General features: G+C 39.2%; 2 protein-coding genes. Both read right to left on the bottom strand.

Going from position 1 to position 1,269, the window contains the following annotated elements; translation table 11 throughout:
• A partial coding sequence (locus tag AVL50_RS12090) for a hypothetical protein (RefSeq protein ID WP_157491302.1) occupies nt 1-482 on the bottom strand: 482 nt, incomplete at its 3' end.
• A 55-nt stretch (nt 483-537) separates the two neighbouring features.
• Nucleotides 538-1,269: hypothetical protein (locus AVL50_RS33350; RefSeq protein WP_172826826.1), on the bottom strand; the 732-nt coding region annotated here is incomplete at its 5' end.

Raw genomic sequence — 1,269 nt, 5'->3', positions numbered from 1 at the left:
CGTTTCAAACGGTCAATATCCATTTCGAAACGCCATTTCTCTCTGGTCAGATCATCCACTTCCTTTTTATAATCATCCCTCTGACGAGTGACAGTGATCAACTCATTGTCAAGCTTCATGTTCAAACTCTGAAGATGACTTACCATCAGGTCCTGCATCTCTGCCGGTGGAGTTAGATTCCCAAAACCAACGGATGCCTGGGGAGAATAAGAATGACTTTCAGAAGACTTGGTAAATCTATACTCAGGCTTCCTTCTTGGTGACTTCCCTTGCATTTTGATAGGTACAATTGAAATCGTGTTTCCTTCCTCTAACAAATGCTTTGAGTCTTCAATTTGATTGTATACATCATCAAATGAAGTTATTTCATGTCCTTCTATAAGGACAACCGCCTCATCCTCTTTTTTTCCTTTTTCCTTTAGTAGTATATCAAACTTATCATAGTTTGCTACCAATGCTCTAGCAATAGTTGTTGAATCCATTATTGTGTGTTAGGTGTCACCCCACGGCTTTATATTGATAAAGCCGTGGGATTGTTTAGAATAATCTTTTGAAGAACCTTTTTACTCTATTATGAGGCAGGTTTCTTCTGAAACGGTTGAAATGGCTGAAAACTCCTCTCCCTCTTCTTCTGCCTCTTCTTCGACCTTTGTAAGGCTTCAACCCGTATTTTCTACGGATTTTAGTACTGGTCAGAAAAATACGTCTAGCAAAAGGGCTTTTGATTTTTCTCAGCTTATCGTAATATTTCTTCTTCAAAGCTCGCTTTCTGGAACTTGAAGACCTTCGCCTAGAAGTTCTTCTTCTACGGTTGAAAGTCCCCCTTCTTCTGCTGCTTCTAATTCTTCTTTTGCTTCTGCTGTACCTCGCACGTTTACGGTAATGCTTTGCGATTTTCCTCATGCGTTTGGCTTTTGATCGGTGTTTTGAATACCCCCTCTTGAATTTCACAGAAGCTCTTTTATACCTTGATGCTAAAGTTCTATACTTCTTTGCAAGTGCTTTGTTTTTACGGTTGACTCTTGCAAGTTTTGCATACCTTTTCGCATATGCTCTTGCTCCCTTGTATCTCTTGTATAAAAGACCGTATTTACGTCTTGCACCTTTATAAGAACGTTTTGCACCTCCGTACTTACGTTTGTAGCTATACGCAAACTTTCTATACTTTGAAGTATTTTTGTAACGCTTACGCATAGTAGCGTTTCTACGTTTTTCCTTTTTCAAAGCACCATAGACACGTACATACTTCTTCTTGTAAACCTTGGCAGT

This window comes from Flammeovirga sp. SJP92 (genome assembly GCF_001583495.1).
Taxonomy (GTDB): domain Bacteria; phylum Bacteroidota; class Bacteroidia; order Cytophagales; family Flammeovirgaceae; genus Flammeovirga.
This window is presented reverse-complemented; position numbering and strand designations above follow the sequence as displayed.